This window comes from Hyphomicrobiales bacterium (assembly GCA_016125495.1).
In the GTDB taxonomy this organism is placed as follows: domain Bacteria; phylum Pseudomonadota; class Alphaproteobacteria; order Rhizobiales; family RI-29; genus RI-29.
This window is the reverse complement of the sequence record WGLQ01000024.1, coordinates 1-16,432: the sequence shown is the minus strand read 5'-3', so window position 1 is coordinate 16,432 and position 16,432 is coordinate 1. Positions and strand designations below refer to the sequence as shown.

The window sequence follows — 16,432 nt, the reverse complement described above, 5'->3', positions numbered from 1 at the left end:
CGAGTGGGAGGAGCGCAAGGGCTCGTTCTCGGATCAGGAACTCGACGTCGCCGCGGGCAAACTCGGCGCCTGGATCCGAGCTGCCAAGGCGGGCAGAGAGGCCGCATCGCGGTGACGCGCGTCCTGCCCCATATCCCGCCGCCGGACGTGAAGCCGGAGACCCTACCCGGCGTGCTGGCCGACGTGGCGCGCTTGGTGGGCGTCCCGGCCGCGTTCCGGCTGGCGGCCGCTTGGGGTGGGCGCCGACTTCATCTGCCGCGCGAGCCGAAGCCCTCCCATGAGCTCTGCAGGATCCTGGGAGTGAGACAGGCCCGTCTGCTCGGTCGGCACCTGGGGGGCGAGGAGCGCCATTGGCCAAGCGCAAAGACCCTGCGGCATGCGCACGACGCCAGGTGGCTTCGGCGGGTCGGCTGGTCCCACAAGCGCATCGCCGAGGCACTGGGCCTGAGCCAGAACCACGTCGCCACCCTGACCTCGGGTGTGAACCAAGACGCAGTTGCGATAGCACAATCAGGTGGCGACGCCGTTCCCACCTGTCCCGCGTGTGGGCGTAGACAGCGGCGCGGGAAGGCCATCTACTTTCAGTTAGAGAACGATCGACAATTGTTGCTTTTCTGAATGTCAAATTTCAGACTTGTCAGGCGGACGAGGAACATCCTCAATAAGCCGCTTCGACCGATCAGTCCCACTCATCAGGTATCGAAGAATGATACAACGGAGTACCAAACCAACAAGTCTCAGCCGAGATTCAATGACAAGAGTGAATAATGATGACGTCAGAAAGTAGCCACGAATCAACATTCACAATTGAAGAGTCTTCGTCATCAATGTTGAAGCCAAGAATTTCGCTTTCATGCGTTACATTTTCTGACGAAACAAGTCTTTCCTTCGACGAAGATGAAATCGTTGTCTTCGTCGGACCAAACAATGCAGGCAAAAGCGCCACGCTACGCGAGATGGAGAGATGGCTTCACGGCAATAAGAATGGCCTGGTAGTTAAAAAAATTGAGGTTAAAAAGACCGGCACAGCGATTGATCTTGAGTATTATTTGCAGGAGTCTGCAATGAAACAGGGCGCGGGTCGCGACTTGACGTTTGGCGGATATGGATTCAATATTAATAAACAACACCTACATTTTTTTGACACAGATGCAAACAACCAGCTCTTAGCCCCATTTTTCTGCATGCGCATTGCGACAGAAAATCGGCTAACAGCATCGAATCAAGTAGCTGCAATCGCACTCCATCAGCAAGTTGCAACACACCCAATACATCTTCTTCTGATGGACGAAAAGCTAGCCCGAAGGATCAGTGAGTTTTTTAGACACGCCTTTGGAAAAGACCTTTTTCCGTTTCGAGCTGGCGGAGGTCATTTTCCATTGATGGTTGGAGAAAAACCTAGCCTGCATGTAGGTGAAGACGAACTCACTGCTCGCTTCGTCAAGGAAGCGCTGAGCAAGACTTCACCTCTGGATGCGCAAGGTGATGGAATGCGCAGCTTCGCTACTGTTCTTTTGCACGTCCTTGTATCGGACCACCATTCAATCCAATTTCTTGATGAGCCAGAAGCATTTCTGCACCCACCCCAAGCTCGTCTGATTGGCGAACTCATTGCGCGCGAGCGAAGGTCCAACTCTCAATTGTTCATCGCCACTCACAGTACCGACGTGCTCGACGGATTGATTGCCGGTGGCACGAGTAACGTTCGTATTGTACGAATACAGCGCGAAGGAAGTGTTAATAAAATTAAAGAGCTAAGTTGTAAGCGGACAAGCGAAATCTTTAGCGATACACTTGCGCGATATTCTGGAGTATTCAGTGGTATTTTCTACGAACATGTTGTCGTATGCGAGTCAGATGCGGATTGTTTGTTCTATAGCTCGATACTCAAATCAACCTCTGTATCGGGCAAGCAACGTGCGGACGTACTGTTCATTCATGCGGCTGGAAAGCATCGTATGGCTAAGCTTGTGGGGACACTTCGGGAGCTAGATGTTCCGGTCTCTGCTATTGCAGACATTGATATTCTGAACGAGGAGAGGGCGTTTCGTGAATTGTTTGAGACCCTTGGTGGGACATGGTCGGATGTTGAACATTTCTGGAAGTCTCTAAAGAAATCGATCGAAGATCGAAGGCCGCCACTCAACGCCGAGCAATTGGCGAACCTTATTCGCTCATCACTAGAAGACGTTGGTGGAACTGGGCCATTTCCGAAGCAGACGGAGAGAGACATCAAAGGACATTTTAAGGCTGTCTCTCCATGGGATGATATCAAGCGAGCAGGGAGATCTGCCATATCACAAGGTCAACCGGTGAAGAGCTTTGATAGCATCATGCAATTTTGTATGAATGTAGGATTGTGGATCGTCCCAGTGGGCGAACTTGAGGGCTTTTGCCGTAGTATTGATGGCAGTCATGGACCTGGGTTTGTACAAAAGGTCCTTGAGGAACGCGATATCGAGAACGATCCAGAGCTGAGCGACGCTCGAAGGTTTGTCTCTGATCTATGGCGAAGAGCCAAATCTTGAGAGCCTTCCGCACAGGCCACGACACTTTAGAACACTCAAAGTGTTACGGTCTGTCATTCATGCACCGTCAACTGATCTTTCAAACCCATCCATGTGGGCATTTACGTTAAAACCTGAGATGATGGTTACGATCGACTTCCGCTTAATCACATCTATTTGCATGATGTCTTCTGATTGGGAATATTGGAGCTCACATGGCATCTTCTACGTCTTGGTCAAATTGACGGTTCTGGTGACCGGGAGTCCAGTATCCCCCCCCGATCCAATGACCTGAAACCCCCGCGCGCGAGCCGGCATCCTGGCCGGCATGATCGTCCGTGACATCGCCCGCATCATCCGACCCGCGCTCCGCTTGGTCGCCGACGACATCGGCCGCCCGGAATGGGGCTCGGAGGCCGCCGTGCGCCTGTTGCTCGGCACGGCGGCCGTGGAGAGTGGCTTCAGCGCCTTCTTCCAGCGGCCGAACGGCCCCGCGCTCGGCCTCTGGCAGGTGGAACCCGCCACCTGGCAAGACGCCGAGGTGAACTTCCTCGCTGCCCGGCCGGAGCTGCGTCGGGCGATCTTCCGCCACGTCGCCGCCGCCCCGGACCCCGTCTCTCAGCTCGCCTCGAACATCGCCTTCGGCGCTCTCGCCGCCCGGCTCGCCTATTGGCGCGCCCATGGCCGATTGCCTGAGGCCGACGATGTCCCCGGCCAGGCCGCGATGTGGAAGCGCGCCTACAACACGGCGCGGGGGGCGGGCACCACGGACAAGTACATCGCGGCTTTCGGCCGGCTGGTCTCGCCGCACATCTAGGAGGCATCCATGTTCTCGCTCGCCCTCGACTGGACCGAGGAAGACCGTCGCCACGAAGCCCCGGTCGATCCCTTCTGGAGCCTCAAGCGCCTGATGGCGCTGTTCTTGTTCCTCGCCCTGATAGTGCTGATCTTCCTTCTGGAGCCCGCGCTCGCCCAGGCCGCCGGCGGCGTGGCGGCGACCGGCCAGACCACCATCGTGCTCGGGCCGATCATGCAGGAGCTGATCGGGCTCGCCGCCAGCGCCGTCACCATCGCCGTCGCCATTGGCCTCGCCTGGCTCAAGCGGAGCTTGCGGATCAGCGAGGAGAGCCAGCTCGGCGCCATCCTCGATCGCGCCGCGCGGGCGGCGATCACTTTGGCCACCCACAAGGCGATGGAGCTGGGGCAGAACATCGACACTGTCACCGTCCAGCGCTCCATCCTCGCCGACGCGGCCGCCTATCTCGCCGACCGCACGCCCGAGGCCCTGAAGCGCTTCGGCCTGACGCCGGCCCGGCTGGAGGACTATCTGCGCGCCAGGCTCGATCTGCCGCTCGGCGACGTCGTCGTCAGCGCGGCGCGGTCTGAACCGGCCGCGTGACGTGCCGGGCGTCCTCGCCTTCCTGGGCAAGGTGGTGGATGCCGTCGCGTCCGCCTTGCCCCTGTTCTTCGCCTGGCGCGCCGGCGCGTCGGGCGTGAAGGCCGACCAGGCCGCCAAGACTTCGGAGGTTCAAGGTGATCAGCTGGACATCGCCGCGCGTCCTAACGTTGGCCGCGACGCTTTGCTTGACCGCATGCGCCGGGACGGGCTCTAGCGGCCCCGGCGCCTGCCCGCCCTGGCCGGTCGCCGGCCCGGCCGTCGCCGCCGAGCTGGAGCGCCTGCCCCCGGCCGAGTACCCGGCCACCTGGGGCTGGATCGAGCGCCTGGCGCGGCTGCGCGATCAGCTTCAGGTCTGCCGCGCCCGCCCGACCGATGGATGACGGGGATGTGGCGGCCGCCCACGCTCAGGAGGTGCTGGACGACGCCATCGCGGCGGCGAGGCGCGCCGCCCTCCCTTCGGCCACGCGCTGCGTCAGGTGCCAGACGGTCCTTGAGAGGGGTTCATGATCGACCTCACGCCATACCTCCCCGTCGTCATGCTCGTCGTGAACCTGGTCATCGCCTGGGCGATCTGGTCGATGCGGGCCGCCATGCGACTTGAGCTCGCCGCGTTGGAGGCCCGGGTGCGGCTGGCCGAGCAGATGATCGCCGCCGCACCGAAGCAACAGGACCTTGTCTCCATGGCGACCGCGATCACCGCCATGAAGGGCGATCTCGGGGTGGTCGCCGAGCAGGTCCGAGGCACCAGAGACCTGGTCGCCCGTACCGAAGAGACGATCCGCACCATGCACCGTCACCTGCTGCAGCAGTCGCCCTCATGAGAGGCTGAAATGAGCTACGCCGCCGCCTTCGCATCCGACACCCGTCTCGCGATCTTGCGCTGCCTCGATCGCGGTGGCGGCGCAGTGAACGACAGCCTGGTGGTGAAGATGATGGGTCCGAGCGAGCGCGGCGGCATCGACCATCTCGCGACACCCGATCAGGTGCGCACGCAGATCGCCTGGCTCGCCGAACAAGGTCTACTGAAGACCCGCCCGATCGAAGGATCGGACATGCTATCGGTGACCTTGCTGGAGCGCGGCCAACTCGCCGCGCGCGGGCGCATCGTGGTCCCGGGTGTCGACGAGCCGTCCGCCCCCAGGCGCTAGCCGGTCCCATGGCCAGATCCAGCTCAATCAAGCGTCTGCCGCCGAAGATCCGGGAGGTCATCGACAGCGCGCTGAAGGCCGGCGTGTCGATCGACGACATCGTCGCGGCCGTGCGATCCGCCGGCGCCGAGGTGAGCCGCTCGGCCGTCGGCCGGTACAAGCAGGAAGTCGATCGCGTCGGCGCCCGGCTGGTCCGCAGCCGAGAGATCAGCCAAGTCTTCGCCGAGCGTCTCGGCGCCGCGCCCGAAGGCAAGACCGGTCGGCTCATCCTGGAGCTGCTGCAGACGGTGATCTTCGATCTCCTGGTGCCGCAGGACGATGGTGAGACGCCAAAGCTGGACACCAAGGCGATCGGCGAGCTGTCCCGCGCGATCAGGGACCTCCTCGGCGCCGAGAAGGTCACCGCCGACCGCGAGCTCAAGATTCGTCAGGAAGCCGAACGTGCCGCCAAGGCGCAAGCCGCCGAGGCGATCGAACAAGTCGCCAAACAGGGCGGCATCTCGGCCAAGACCGCCGCCGGCCTTCTCGACATGCTCGGAGTCCGCCAATGAGGTCGCCCGACCCCGCCATCCTGCCCGGCGGCTACGCCCTGCCGGACGGCGAGCCCACCCTGTTGGGCTACCAGCAGCGCCTGCTGGCCACCACAGCCATCCAACAGGTCACCGTCTGCCAGAAGTCCCGTCGCATCGGCTTCACCTGGGCGATCGCGCTGGACGCGGTGCTGCACGCGGCCCGGCGCAAGGCCGATGGCGGCATGGACGTCTTCTACCTCGCCTACGAGAAGGAGATGACCCGCGAGTTCATCGACACCTGTGCCGCCTGGTGCAAGGTGCTGAACCTCGCGATCGGCGACTTCGGGGAAGTCGAGGAGACACTCTACGAAGGTGACGACAAGTCGGTGCTCGCCTTCCGCATCAAGTTCTCATCGGGCTTCGAGATCGTCGCCTTGTCGAGCAAACCGCGCGGTCTGCGCGGCCGCCAAGGCTATGTGATCGTCGACGAGGCCGCCTTCCACGACGATCTCGCGGAGGTCATCAAGGCCGCCTTGGCGCTGCTGATGTGGGGCGGCAAGGTCCTGATCATCTCGACGCACAACGGCGTCGACAACCCGTTCAACGGGATCATCGACGAGATCAAGGCCGGCCGGCGCCCCTTCGCCTTGGTCACCGTGAAGCTCGACGACGCGCTCGCCGACGGGCTCTACCGCCGCATCTGCCTTGTCACCGATAAGACCTGGTCTGCCGAGGCCGAAGCCGCCTGGCGGCAGAGCCTGGTCGATTTCTACGGCGACGGCGCGGACGAGGAGCTGTTCTGCATCCCCTCCGAGGGCGGCGGCGCCTGGATACCCTACGAGCTGATCGTGGCGGCCGAACACGCGGACGCCGGCAAGCCCGAGCTTTACGCCGGCGGCACCTGTTTCGGGGGCAACGACATCGCCAGGCGCCGCGACCAGTGGGTGTCGACAATCGGCGAGCGGGTCGGCGACGTGCTCTGGGTGCGCGAGGAGGAGGTGCTTCAGGGCGCCACCTTCGCCGAGCACGACCATGTCACCGACCGGCAGTTTTCCGATTTCCGGATCTTGCGCTACTGCCTTGATCAGACCGGGATGGGCGAGAAACCCGTCGAGGACGCGCAGCGCCGTCACGGCGCGCTCCGCGTGGAAGGCGTGATCATGTCCGGCGATCGCCGCCTGAACGTGGCGACGGCCGCCAAGCAAGCTTTCGAGAACGGCAAGATCAGGATCAAGGCGGGCGACGCCGATCTCCGGCGACAGATCTCCGCCGTCAAGCGCGTGCCCGGCCCCACAGGCGCGCCTAGGCTGGTGACCGGCCGGGACAAGGTATCGCACGGCGACCGCGCCTGGGCCCTTTTCCTGATGATCGCGGCCGCCGCCGGCGCGGCCGAGCCGTCGGCCGGCGAGACGGTCGACGCGGCCGAGGACGAGGCGCCGCCCGACAGCTTCCTCGGGCGCCCGCGCGCCAGCATGTTCCGAGGTCGCGCATGAGCGGTCTGTGGAATCGCTTCGGCGCCGCCTGGCGCGCCTTCACGGAGGTGGCGCCGGCGCCGGCCGGCCCGTCGCCCTTCCGGGAGGCGGCGGGGCGCGCGATCGAGGACGAGGACGAGGGCTGGCGGCGGTTGACCGGCGACGCGCGGCGCGACCTCACGCCCATGAACCACGCCCGCATGCTGAAGCTCGCGGCGTATCTGTGGGAGGCCAATCCTCTCGCCAACCGCCTGATCGAGCTGCCGGTCGCCTATCTCGTCGCCGAGGGCGTGAAGCTGAAAGTCGCCGACCAGGAGGCTCAAGGCTGGCTCGACGCGTTCTGGAGCGACCCGATCAACAAGATGGATGTGAAGCTGCCGCGAAAGGTCCGCGAGCTCAGCTTGTTCGGCGAGCAGTGCTATCCAGCCTTCGTGGACGCCTCCCACGGGCATGTGCGACTGGGCTATCTCGACCCCGCCCATATCGAAAAGATCATCTGCGATCCTGACAACGCCGAGCAGCCGATCGGTGTTGTCACTACCCGCGATCGTAAGGGAAGCCACAAGAAATTCCGGGTCATCGTGAACGGCCCCGAAGAGGTCTTCACGTCGCGCACCATGGGCATCCGCGAACGGGACTTCAGCGACGGCGAATGCTTCCTGTTCAGGGTGAACGAGTTCTCGGCCGGCGCCAGGGGCCGCTCGGACATCCTCGCCCAGATCGATTGGCTCGACAGCTACGACCAGTTCCTGTTCGGCGAGCTGGAGCGCGCCAAGGGGCTGCGCGCCTTCTTCTGGGATGTGACCCTGGCCGGCGCCACGCCCGAGCAGGTCAAGGAGCGGGCGGCCAAGATCACGGCCCCGCGTTCGGGCGGCGTGCGCGTCCACAACGACGCCGAGATATGGAAGACGGTGTCCGCCAGCCTCGGCGCCGGCGACGGCGCGGAGGCGGCCCGCATGATCCGCAATCACGTGTTGGGCGGCTCGACCCTGCCCGAGCACTGGTACGGCGGAGGGGGCGACGTGAACCGCGCCTCGGCCGCCGAGATGGGCGATCCGACCTACAAGATGATGGCGGCCCGCCAAGGGGTCTTGAAGCACATGCTGGTCGAGCTCGGCACCTATCAGGTGCGCCAGCGCCTGCTCGCCGCCGGCAAAGACGATCTCGATCCCGCCGCGCCCGAGGAGCGCTACGAGGTCGGGGCGGCGTTCCCGGAGATCGTCACCAAGGATCTTGGGCGCCTCACCCAAGCTCTACAGGCCAGCGTCTCGGCGACGGCACAGGCCGTGGCCGAGAGCCTGCTGTCCAAGAAGACCGCCGTCGCCATCATCGCGCTCGCCGCCGACCGGCTCGGGGTCGCGGTCGACCCGGAGAAGGAGCTGGAGACGGCGATGAGGGAACGCGCCGACCGGCGCCTCGACCCCGACAGCGACATCAATCCACCTCCCTTCGCCAGGGGCGACCAAGGCGCCGAGGGCGCGGGCGAACAAGGCGCCGACCCGGCGGCCGCGTGAGCGATGGCCGGGGATCCCTTCCTCGACGTGGTCAGGCAGGAGCTGGCGCGCGGCACGAAGATCCAGCGCGAGGCGCTTGGCGCCATCGTGGCGGCTCTCGAAGACGCCCGCCGCGCGATCCTCGCCGAACTGGCGGGACAGCCGACCGACTATCGCCGCTGGTCGATGGCCCGGCTCATGGAAGAGATCGACCGCGTGCTGACCGATCTGCGGGACGCCTCGGCGGCGGCGCTCACCAAGGGTCTGCGCGACGCCGCGGGCGCCGGCGCGGCCCTCGTCGACCGGCCCCTGAAGATCGCCGGCCTGGATCTGGCGACCCTCTTCCCACGCATCACGCCGGCCGCGATCGGCGCCATCGACGCCGGCGCCCTCAAGCACGCGGCCGGGATCACGCGGTCGATCCGGGCCGGCATCGAGCGCAGTCTGCGCCAGGTCGTGATCGGGACCATCGGTCCCTTCGACGCCATGCGGGCGATCGGCGCCATCCTGGGTGAAGGCGGCCGGGACAGGGCCGCCGTCATCGTGCGCACCGAGGTCGGCCGCGCCTATTCCCGGGCGACGCAGGACCGCATGGAGCAGGGCCAGGTGCTGGCGCCCGAGCTCAAGAAGCAGTGGCGGCGCAGCGGCAAGAGGCTGAGCCGCATCGAGCACGACGCCATCGACGGCCAAGTGCAGCCCGTCTCCGCGCCCTTCCAGGTCGACGGCGAGCAGCTCATGTATCCACGCGACCCCAAGGGCAGCGCGCGGAATTGCGTGAACTGTGGCTGCGTGTCGATCCCCTACCTACCGAATTGGCGCATGAGCCAGCCCGGGCGCCGTCCCTTCACGGCAGAGGAGGTCGCCAAGGATCCCCGCAAGAAGTGGCTGGAGGATGCTCTGGGTTCGGGTGCGCCGCCGGCGGCGGCGGCCGCCACCGCGATCGTGGGTACGCGTCGGCCGACGGATTTCCGGTCGCTGGGGCGGCCGGCCGTGGGCGCTATCGACCCCCGACATCTGCCGGCGCGGCCGCCACGCGACATGACGATGCGCGAGCTGCAGGCTCAGGGTCAATCAAAGGAGGATGCCTTCAACGCGGTGAAGGACAGTTTCCGCGCCCGAATGGGCTTGCCCGACGATCTCACCGCCGGGACCTTGCGCGATCCCGTTGGCCTTGGCGTGCGGGTCGACTATCGGCTGCTCGCCCACCTGCTGACGAAGCCCGCCGAATCGCGCGAACGCCTGGTCACCGCGATCCGGCAGACCATCGAAACGCCTTTCGAGATCTGGGAAACGCCAACACTGGACGCGACGATGCCGACGACACGGACCTACATCGGCCTGTTCTCGGAATCCGAGGGAAAGGTAGCGATCAGGGTGGTGGTCAGGCGATTCGAGGATGGCTGGCGACCGGTGACGGCCCTACGCGAGGACCACATCGACCGGAATCGGCGCGGCATCGCCATCTACACGAAATGATCGAAGGCACGAGAAGCTGGGGCTCCCGAGGGCGCTTGCCCGCCCATGGGACGCTCGGGGTGTCATCAGGGGTCAAGCCCTCGCCCGTCTGCTCCCTATCGATTAAGCCCTCGGATCGCGACTTTCAAGATGCTGGCGCCACCCGAGGATGATTGTAGGATGAGGCCATGAGCGGACCGCTCCCGAAAGTCAGCCTGCCAGACCCCCCGGCGCCGGTATCCGACGCGCTCCGTGAGCGCTTCATCGGAGGTCTACGCAACCAGGCTCGGCAAGCGGCGACCGAGGAAGAGATACGGCGGCACTTCGGCCGCGACGTGCTGACGATTTTCCGGCAGAAGGGCGAACAGGATGAATTCGTCCGGACACTCGCCAAAGACCAAAGACAATTCGTTGGGGATATCGTTGGTGCCCTGATGGATGGCTTGCCGTTCCGGTTCGAGCTGAACGCCGTCACCATCAGCAACCTTGACAAGATGCTGGATGCCGCCAAGGAGCTCTACGCCGACAGGCCAAGCGACATCCTGAGGGTCATTATCTCACACAAACTCTTGATCATGGCCTACGACCAGTGGGCATTCGAGTACGTCAGGAACGTCGCGCTCGTTTGGATCGAAATCGTGGCGGAGAGGGACGATCTGTCGGACGCCGAATTGGCGCTCACGCGTCGCGCCATCGACTTCATCGACGATCGAACCATCGGCGTCATCAGGAAGGCCCGTGACAGCATCCAGGCCACGCTGACCAAGGTGGATGTTGTCGCCGCGTCTGTGGGAAAGCAGCAGGCGAGCTTCGATCGTTGGCTCCGGGAAGTGTCTTCGGCATGAAGGAGATCCTCACAAAGGGGATGGTGGCGCTCCTGGAGCACTTCATCAAGAAGCGCTTCGCGACCAATAGTGAGATCGAAGCGCTGTCGAACAATGTCCGTGCCCTGACGGATCGTGTGGCCGTCCTCTCGGACTTGGTCCAAAGGCAACAAGGCCAGTTGGACGTCTTTCGCCAAGTGCTGCCCGCCATGATCGATCGAGGGACGGCGAACGCCGTGAGGGATCTCACGGCGCAGCCGCAAGAGCCCCCACCTCTTCTCCCGCCACCCGGGCCGGCTCCATAAGAGGCCCGTGGGCGCGCTCGGGCGTCTGGATGCCTCTCACCAGCGAAAATTCCTTGAACGCGTTTTTGAACGGGTTTCCGGCCCGGCAACAGGCCTTCCGTGCGCCGTCGGAATCCCCACCCGACACCCCATGATCTCGTGACCTGAAAATCCGCCCGTCGCGCGCGCAATCTGCCCGGCGTCACATCCGGCCGGGGGTATCCGGCCACACCCATGGGCGAGGACGGGACCAGATGGCAGATCAGACCGAGGCGAAGCCGCCGAAGGCCGCCAAGACGGAGAAGACCGAGAAGCGGCTCGCCGCCGAGGCGGCCGGGATCGCCGAGGACGAGGTCTTCGACTTCGCCCGCGTCGAGGGCGCCATCGTGGTGGTGACCATCGCCGGCCGGAAGATCCGCGTCGACGTGGCCACGGGCGAACGGACCGTCTCCTGATGGCCGACAAGACACCCGTCTTGGCGGTTCCGACCGCAGGGCTGGACGGTGCCGCGCTGCGCGAGGCGGCGGCCGGCAGCTACCAGCAGCTCATGCGGCTGATCGAGGAGCAGCTTCGGGCGGCGGCGAAGACGGCGGGAATGGCCGATTGGCCCTACGTGGTCGCCCTGTTCCCAGAGGCCGTGGTGGTGCAGCTGGCGAACAAGCTGCTGCGCTACCCCTATACCCATGACGGCTCCACGGTGACCCTTGGGGCACCCACCGAGGTGGTGGAGACATACAAGCCGGTCGCCGAACTGCGCGAGGCGGTCTCGGCCAGCCTGATCGAGGCGGCCAAGGACGACACCGGCGCGCCGCCGTCCAAGTGGCGCATCCGCGTCATCCAGGCGGGGTTGTCCGCCAACGGCAACCTCTATCCCGACCGCGTGCTGCGAGAGGCGGTGAAGAAGTTCGCCGGCGCGCGGGTCTTCGCCAAGTCGGACGCCGATCACCTGAAGGGCGCCGGCAAGGATGCGCGAGCCCTGCTCGGCAAGCTCACCGACCCGGCCTTCATCGAAACCAACGCCGTCACCGGCGCGCCGGCGGAGATCCAGGCGACCCTCGCGCTCATCGACCCCAACGACGCGGTCTCGAGCAAGCTGCGCGAAGCCCATGCGCGGGGCCTGTCGGACCTCTTCGGCTTCTCGGTCGACATGGTCGGCCGGGCCAAGGCCGCGACCGTCTCCGGTCGCACCGTCCGGGTCTGCGAGGCGGTCTCGCGCGTCAACTCCGTGGATCTGATCGTCGAGCCGGGCGCCGGCGGTCAGCTGCTCACTTTCGTCGAGGCCGCCCAAACCGAGGACACCATGCTGCGCACCCAGCTGATCGACACCATCAAGACGGTCCGCCCGGCCCTACTGGCGGGCAAGGATCCCGCCACCCTGAACGACGCGGACCTGACCGCGCTGTTCACCGAGGCCCTCAAGCCCGTCGCGACGACCAATGCGACCGGCGTCACCTCGGCCGAGCTCACCGAGGTCGTGCGGATGATCGAGGCGCGGTCCAACGCGCGCGTCGCGATCGACGCCTCCAGGCTGCCCGACGCCGCCAAGGAGAAGCTGCGCAAGCAGTTCGCGGCGCTGGACAGCTTCACCGAGGCCGATGTCGACCAGGCGATCAAGGAGGAGCGCGAGTATGTCGGGCAATTCCGCGAGAGCGGCCGGGTGACGGGGTTGGGTGATTTCACGCGCGCCTCCCAGGGCGAGAGCCGGGCCGAGAAGATCGCCGCCATGCTCGACGCCTTCTTCGACCCGCAGCACAAGGACCACCGCCACGCGCGATCCTTCAAGGAGTGCTACATCGAGATCACCGGCGACCGGAAGGTCACCGGGCAGATCGTCGAGTTCGACGAGGCGCGCTTCAACGAAGCGATCGGCAGCTCGACCTTCGGGAGCGTGCTGGGCAACAGCATCCATCGCCGGCTGCTCGCCGACTACCGGATCGAGGGCATCTACGACGTCTGGCGCCGCGTCGCCGGCACCCCGGTGCCGATCGCGGACTTCCGCATGAACGATCGGACGCGCATCGGTGGCTATGGCGATCTGCCGGACGTCGACGAGAACCATCCCTATCTTGAGTTGACCAGCCCCACCGACGAGATGTCGCAGTACAAGGTGAAGAAGAAGGGCGGGCTGGAGACGATCACCTTGGAGGCGATCAAGAACGACGACGTCTCGGCCATCCAACGCGTGCCCATCAAGATGTCGCGCGCCGCCAAGCGGACGCTCTCCAAGTTCGTGCTCGACTTCATCAGGACCAACCCGACCATCTACGACAGCGTGGCGCTGTTCCACGCCTCCCACGCCAATCTGGGGTCGACCGCGTTGAGCGCCGCCTCGATCGCCGCCGGCAGGCTCGCGATGAAGAGCCAGACGGAGCCGGGCTCGGGCGACAAGCTCGGCACCCCGGCGCGCATCCTCATGGTGCCCGACGCCCTCGAAGAGACGGCGGCCGACATCTTCCGGCGCTCGACCAACCACGACAAGACCTTCGTCCAGTCCCTCGTCCTCGACATCCTGCCGATCTGGTACTGGACGGATGTGACGGACTGGGCGCTGGCGGCCGATCCCATGGATCTGCCGGGCATGGAGATCGGCTTCCTGGATGGCGAGGAGGACCCGGCGATCCTGATCCAGGACGCGCCCAACCAGGGCTCCGTCTTCAGCCACGACGCCATCACCTACAAGATCCGCCACGTCTACGGCGGCAACATCACCGACTACCGCGCCTACTACAAGGCGGTGGTGGCCGGTTAACCGATACCAGAGGCCGCGAGCGGACAACGCCGCTCGAAGCCGCCCCTTCGCCCCGCCAGGCGATCGGGTGGCTGGCCACGACAGGGACCGGCGCGGCGGCTCCGCCGGTCCACCCCGGACCATCACGATGAGGCTGTGACCCATGTCCACCCGCGTTCCCGCGATCGCCGTCCCCGGCGTCTTCCTGATGCCGATCACCATCCCCGGTCAGCGCACCACGACCACGGCCGGGGTCTCCGGCCACAAATTCGGCTTTCCCGTCAAGGTGCTCGGCGCCTCGGTCTACGCCCGCGCCTCGGGCGGCACCTCGCCCACCCTCGCCGTCGACATCCTGGCCGGCGGCACCACGCTCCTGACCGCTCCCGTGGCGGTGACGGCGGCGGCGGCGACGGAGGCGAGCCTGGTCTCCGGCGCCAAAGTCACCGATGAGCAACTGGTGACCCTCGACATCACCATCACCGGCACCAATCCCACCTGGGACGATATCTGCGTCCTCCTGACCGTCGTCAGGATCTGACGCGCGGTCACGCACGATGGCGCTCACCGACATCCAGGCCCTGGTCGCCGACCAGGTGCGCGACGAGGCCTCCGCGATCGCGACGGCCGAGCGCGACCGGGCGATCGCCGTGGCGGTGAAGCGCTACTCGTCGGATCGGCCGCGCCAGCTCGTGGTCGATGTGACCAGCGCCGGCGGTCAGGTCCTCGACCTGCCGGCCGGCTGGGTCGCCGAATTCTCGCGCCTGGTCGCGGTCGAACACCCCGTCGACCAGATCCCGCCAAGCCTGATGGCCGAGGAGGATTTCTGGACCTACGCGCGCCCCGCCGGTGTCGTCATCCAGCTCGCCTCCTCGATCAGCGCCGGCGCCACGGTTCGTCTGACCTTCACCGTCCCGCACGAGCTCGACGCCGACACCGACACCATCCCGGAAGGAGACCGCGAGGCCATGTCCTGCTGGGCGGCCGCCTTCCTGCTCGATCAGCTCGCGACCCGTCACTCCGGCGATCGCCAGTCGACGCTCCACGCCGAGGTGGCGCACCCCGTCGAGCTCGCCATGCAATACGCCAAACGGGCGGCGACCTGCAGGGCGCGGTACTTCGCCGAGCTGGGCCTCGATGAGAAGCGCACCGCGCCAGCCGCGACGACCGTCGAGTTCACCCCGCGCGACGACATGGGTCACCGCCGGCTCTTCCATCCGGGCCGCATGTCATGAACAACGCCTTCACCTTCGACGGCGGCGAGGCCGCCGCGCGGGCCTTCGAGATGGCGCCCGCCATCATGGCCGAGGAGATGGCGCGCTGGGCGACGGAAGGGACGTTCTTCCTGCAGCGCGAGATCGTCGAGCGCACGCCGCTCGGTGTCGGCGCCGGCGGCGGGCTCGCCGGCTCGATCCAGTCCGAGCCGGCGCAGGTGCTGGCCGACGCCGTCATCGGCGTGGTCGCGACGTCGATCGGCCACGCCATTCCGGTGGAGCTCGGTAGCAGGCCGCATTTCCCGCCGCCTGCGGCGCTGGAGGCCTGGGTGGCGGAGAAGGTCGCGCTGCGCGCGCCCGACGAGATCAAGTCCGCGGCCTTGGCCGTGGCCCGCAAGATCGCCAAGCACGGCACCAAGGGCGCCTTCATGTTCCGCGACGGTCTGGCGGCCGCCACGCCCGAGCTGGAGCGCCAGGCCACCCTCGCGGCCGAGCGCGCGCTGACGCGGATCGAGGGCACGGCATGAGCGCGCCGACCGTCACGCAGATCCGTGGGGCCATCGCCGCCAAGATCGCCGCCGTCGCCGGCGTCGGCAAGGTCCACGCCTTCGAGCGCTACGCCAAGGGCGAGAGTGATTTGCGGTCGATGTATGTCACCGACGGCGTGCTCGCCGGCTGGTACGTGCGCCGCATCGCCACCCGCGAGCTGTCACCGCATCCCGGCCGGTCGATCGTCTGGCATCGCTGGCGGCTCGGCGGCTTCAAGGGCTTGCTCGACGCCGAGACCACCGAGATAGCCTTCGACGAAACGGTCGAAGCGATCCGGGCGGCTTTCCGCGTCGACGACACCCTGGGCGGGCTGGTCACCACCTGCACCGAGCCAGAAGGCGACGGCGCGCTCGCCGGCGTCCAGCTCGACGACAGCGGCCCGGTCATGTTCTGCGGCGTGCTCTGCCACGCCGCCAGGCTCTCCCTTTCCACGCGTCATCACCTGTGACGGAGGCATCCATGCCCGCCAATTCACCCACATCTGTCTCACCGGCGATGGGTGGCCGCTACATCGACGACGGCAGCACGGATGCGCCCAAGTTCGTCGAGCGCACCGTGCCGCACGCCGATGGCTCGCGGGCGCGGGACGCCAAGGGCAAGGCGCTGTTCAAGGGCGTCGTCGAAACGCCGCCCGCGACCCCGGCCGACCCGGACAAGCCCGGGGTTCCGATCGAGGCGGACGCGCCCGCCAAGCCGGGCCGGCGCGCGAAGGAGGGCTGATCCATGACCACGAAGTACTGGCGCAACAAGGTCCTGGTCGCGAAGCCGGAGGTGACCTACGGCAGCGACAGCGTGCCGACGGGTGCCGCCAACGCCATGCGGATCACGGACGTGAACCTGCGGCCGATGG

Annotated in this window: 20 protein-coding genes; 19 read left to right on the top strand and 1 reads right to left on the bottom strand. The window is 65.8% G+C overall.

Translation table 11 applies throughout. The features are described from left to right. Nucleotides 1–767: 767 nt before the first annotated feature. From GC150_15450 to GC150_15390, 13 genes are all read left to right on the top strand, one after another. The gene (locus GC150_15450; protein MBI1386301.1) at nucleotides 768–2,528 is read left to right on the top strand and encodes an AAA family ATPase; all 1,761 of its coding nucleotides are present in this window, start codon (nucleotides 768–770) and stop codon (nucleotides 2,526–2,528) included. A gap of 307 nt (nucleotides 2,529–2,835) precedes the next feature. After that, nucleotides 2,836–3,324 (top strand): hypothetical protein, encoded by a 489-nt coding sequence (locus GC150_15445; protein MBI1386300.1) that lies wholly within the window; start codon nucleotides 2,836–2,838, stop codon nucleotides 3,322–3,324. A 9-nt stretch (nucleotides 3,325–3,333) separates the two neighbouring features. Beyond that, the gene (locus GC150_15440) at nucleotides 3,334–3,906 is read left to right on the top strand and encodes a hypothetical protein (GenBank protein ID MBI1386299.1); all 573 of its coding nucleotides are present in this window, start codon (nucleotides 3,334–3,336) and stop codon (nucleotides 3,904–3,906) included. A 1-nt stretch (nucleotide 3,907) separates the two neighbouring features. Continuing rightward, nucleotides 3,908–4,120 carry a hypothetical protein gene (locus GC150_15435; protein MBI1386298.1) on the top strand — a complete coding sequence of 71 codons (213 nt, stop codon included), beginning with the start codon at nucleotides 3,908–3,910 and terminating at the stop codon, nucleotides 4,118–4,120. A 158-nt stretch (nucleotides 4,121–4,278) separates the two neighbouring features. Next, a complete protein-coding gene (locus GC150_15430; GenBank protein ID MBI1386297.1) occupies nucleotides 4,279–4,413 on the top strand; it encodes a hypothetical protein in 135 nt (44 codons plus the stop codon). Then, the gene (locus GC150_15425) at nucleotides 4,410–4,727 is read left to right on the top strand and encodes a hypothetical protein (protein ID MBI1386296.1); all 318 of its coding nucleotides are present in this window, start codon (nucleotides 4,410–4,412) and stop codon (nucleotides 4,725–4,727) included. Before GC150_15430 ends, GC150_15425 begins: the two co-directional genes overlap by 4 nt. Before the next feature lie 9 nt (nucleotides 4,728–4,736). Next, nucleotides 4,737–5,054: an ArsR family transcriptional regulator gene (locus GC150_15420; protein ID MBI1386295.1), complete on the top strand. Its 318-nt coding sequence runs from the start codon at nucleotides 4,737–4,739 to the stop codon at nucleotides 5,052–5,054. Between the two features lie 8 nt (nucleotides 5,055–5,062). Further along, nucleotides 5,063–5,605 carry a DUF3486 family protein gene (locus tag GC150_15415; GenBank protein MBI1386294.1) on the top strand — a complete coding sequence of 181 codons (543 nt, stop codon included), beginning with the start codon at nucleotides 5,063–5,065 and terminating at the stop codon, nucleotides 5,603–5,605. Further along, complete coding sequence (locus GC150_15410; GenBank protein MBI1386293.1) at nucleotides 5,602–7,059, top strand: hypothetical protein; 1,458 nt, start codon at nucleotides 5,602–5,604, stop codon at nucleotides 7,057–7,059. The genes GC150_15415 and GC150_15410 overlap by 4 nt, the downstream gene beginning before the upstream one ends. Continuing rightward, complete coding sequence (locus GC150_15405) at nucleotides 7,056–8,552, top strand: hypothetical protein (GenBank protein MBI1386292.1); 1,497 nt, start codon at nucleotides 7,056–7,058, stop codon at nucleotides 8,550–8,552. The genes GC150_15410 and GC150_15405 overlap by 4 nt, the downstream gene beginning before the upstream one ends. Before the next feature lie 3 nt (nucleotides 8,553–8,555). Next, entirely contained in the window at nucleotides 8,556–10,007 is a 1,452-nt protein-coding gene (locus tag GC150_15400) for a hypothetical protein (protein ID MBI1386291.1), read from the top strand. A gap of 167 nt (nucleotides 10,008–10,174) precedes the next feature. Continuing rightward, nucleotides 10,175–10,831 carry a hypothetical protein gene (locus GC150_15395; GenBank protein MBI1386290.1) on the top strand — a complete coding sequence of 219 codons (657 nt, stop codon included), beginning with the start codon at nucleotides 10,175–10,177 and terminating at the stop codon, nucleotides 10,829–10,831. Further along, complete coding sequence (locus tag GC150_15390; protein MBI1386289.1) at nucleotides 10,828–11,115, top strand: hypothetical protein; 288 nt, start codon at nucleotides 10,828–10,830, stop codon at nucleotides 11,113–11,115. Before GC150_15395 ends, GC150_15390 begins: the two co-directional genes overlap by 4 nt. 36 nt (nucleotides 11,116–11,151) lie before the next feature. Here GC150_15390 and GC150_15385 read toward each other — a convergent pair whose 3' ends face one another. Beyond that, complete coding sequence (locus tag GC150_15385) at nucleotides 11,152–11,559, bottom strand: hypothetical protein (protein ID MBI1386288.1); 408 nt, start codon at nucleotides 11,557–11,559, stop codon at nucleotides 11,152–11,154. On the opposite strand from GC150_15385, the gene GC150_15380 reads away from it, so the two are divergent. The 6 genes from GC150_15380 (at nucleotide 11,549) to GC150_15355 (ending at nucleotide 16,302) form a co-directional block, all read left to right on the top strand. Next, nucleotides 11,549–13,843 (top strand): hypothetical protein, encoded by a 2,295-nt coding sequence (locus GC150_15380; GenBank protein ID MBI1386287.1) that lies wholly within the window; start codon nucleotides 11,549–11,551, stop codon nucleotides 13,841–13,843. The two genes, GC150_15385 and GC150_15380, sit on opposite strands and share 11 nt — an antisense overlap. Before the next feature lie 142 nt (nucleotides 13,844–13,985). Next, nucleotides 13,986–14,360 carry a hypothetical protein gene (locus tag GC150_15375; protein ID MBI1386286.1) on the top strand — a complete coding sequence of 125 codons (375 nt, stop codon included), beginning with the start codon at nucleotides 13,986–13,988 and terminating at the stop codon, nucleotides 14,358–14,360. A gap of 16 nt (nucleotides 14,361–14,376) precedes the next feature. Then, nucleotides 14,377–15,054, top strand: coding sequence for a hypothetical protein (locus tag GC150_15370; GenBank protein MBI1386285.1), 678 nt, complete (start codon nucleotides 14,377–14,379; stop codon nucleotides 15,052–15,054). Next, a complete protein-coding gene (locus GC150_15365; protein ID MBI1386284.1) occupies nucleotides 15,051–15,560 on the top strand; it encodes a hypothetical protein in 510 nt (169 codons plus the stop codon). The genes GC150_15370 and GC150_15365 overlap by 4 nt, the downstream gene beginning before the upstream one ends. Then, a complete protein-coding gene (locus GC150_15360) occupies nucleotides 15,557–16,030 on the top strand; it encodes a hypothetical protein (protein MBI1386283.1) in 474 nt (157 codons plus the stop codon). The genes GC150_15365 and GC150_15360 overlap by 4 nt, the downstream gene beginning before the upstream one ends. An 11-nt stretch (nucleotides 16,031–16,041) precedes the next feature. Beyond that, nucleotides 16,042–16,302, top strand: coding sequence for a hypothetical protein (locus GC150_15355; protein MBI1386282.1), 261 nt, complete (start codon nucleotides 16,042–16,044; stop codon nucleotides 16,300–16,302). Nucleotides 16,303–16,432 lie beyond the last annotated feature (130 nt).